We start from the raw sequence: 1,097 nt of genomic DNA, 5'->3' as shown, positions 1-1,097 counted from the left end.
TAAAGACACTCTGACTCAGCAAGCGATGCCAGCCTATGTGATTGATAAAGGCATTGCTTCACCTGAATTGCTTAGCCATGTGCTGGTGTCAAAGTATGCCGATCATTTGCCTTTGTACCGTCAACGTCAAATCTTTCTACGCGCAGGTGTTGATCTGTCTAGATCAACGTTATCTGACTGGATTGGCCGCTGTGGGGTGGAACTGGAACCTCTGGCCAATGCCTTAAAACAGGTGGTACTGCAACAGCAGGTGATCCATGCAGATGAAACACCGGTGACGGTCATGCAGATGGGTGAAAATGAGAAAAAGCCCAAAAAAGGTTATGTCTGGGCCTATGCCAGCACACAGTACAATCCAGTTCAGGCAGTGATCTATGACTTTCAAGATAGCCGTTCTGGCCAGCATGCTGAAGACTTCCTGAAAGGCTGGCAGGGTCATTTGGTCTGTGATGATTACAGTGGTTATAAAGCACGCTTTAGATCAGGTCAGGTCATTGAGGTGGGCTGCATGGCACATGCACGTCGTAAATTCCATGAACTACATGTGACCAAGAAAAGTCAGGTCGCTGAACAGGCATTAGTGCTGATTCAGAAATTATATGCGATAGAAGCAGAATTAAGAAAAAAGACGGATGGTACAGCGGAAGACCGCTGCGAATACCGACAACAGCATAGTCAACCGGTCATGCAACAACTATATGAATGGCTCAACCAACATCAGCTGACGGTGCCATCGAGTTCTCCAACCGCCCGGGCGATCAATTACAGCCTAAAACGTTGGACTGCTTTAAGCCGCTATCTGGATGATGGCAATCTACCCATTGACAATAATTGGATAGAGAACCAAATGCGTCCCTGGGCCTTGGGGCGTAAGAACTGGCTATTTGCAGGTTCGCTGCGCAGTGGTCAACGAGCTGCCAATATCATGACTTTAATCCAGTCAGCAAAGCTGAATGGCTTGGATCCGTATGCCTATTTAAGTGATGTGCTGAAAAGGTTGCCAACACATAAAGTGCCCCAAATAGAAGAATTACTACCTCACCGCTGGAAACCTGAACCCCGTTAAAACTTGGCGATGGCGTTCAGCGGATGCTTAC

General features: G+C 47.5%; 1 pseudogene. It reads left to right on the top strand.

Annotation, left to right across the window (positions count from 1 at the left end):
* Positions 1 to 1,066, top strand: a pseudogene (locus C3420_RS17070) (IS66-like element ISAba17 family transposase); the annotation flags it as partial.
* Positions 1,067 to 1,097 lie beyond the last annotated feature (31 nt).

Origin of the sequence: Acinetobacter sp. ACNIH3, assembly GCF_002918965.1 — a bacterium.
GTDB lineage: Bacteria > Pseudomonadota > Gammaproteobacteria > Pseudomonadales > Moraxellaceae > Acinetobacter > Acinetobacter schindleri.
This window is presented reverse-complemented; position numbering and strand designations above follow the sequence as displayed.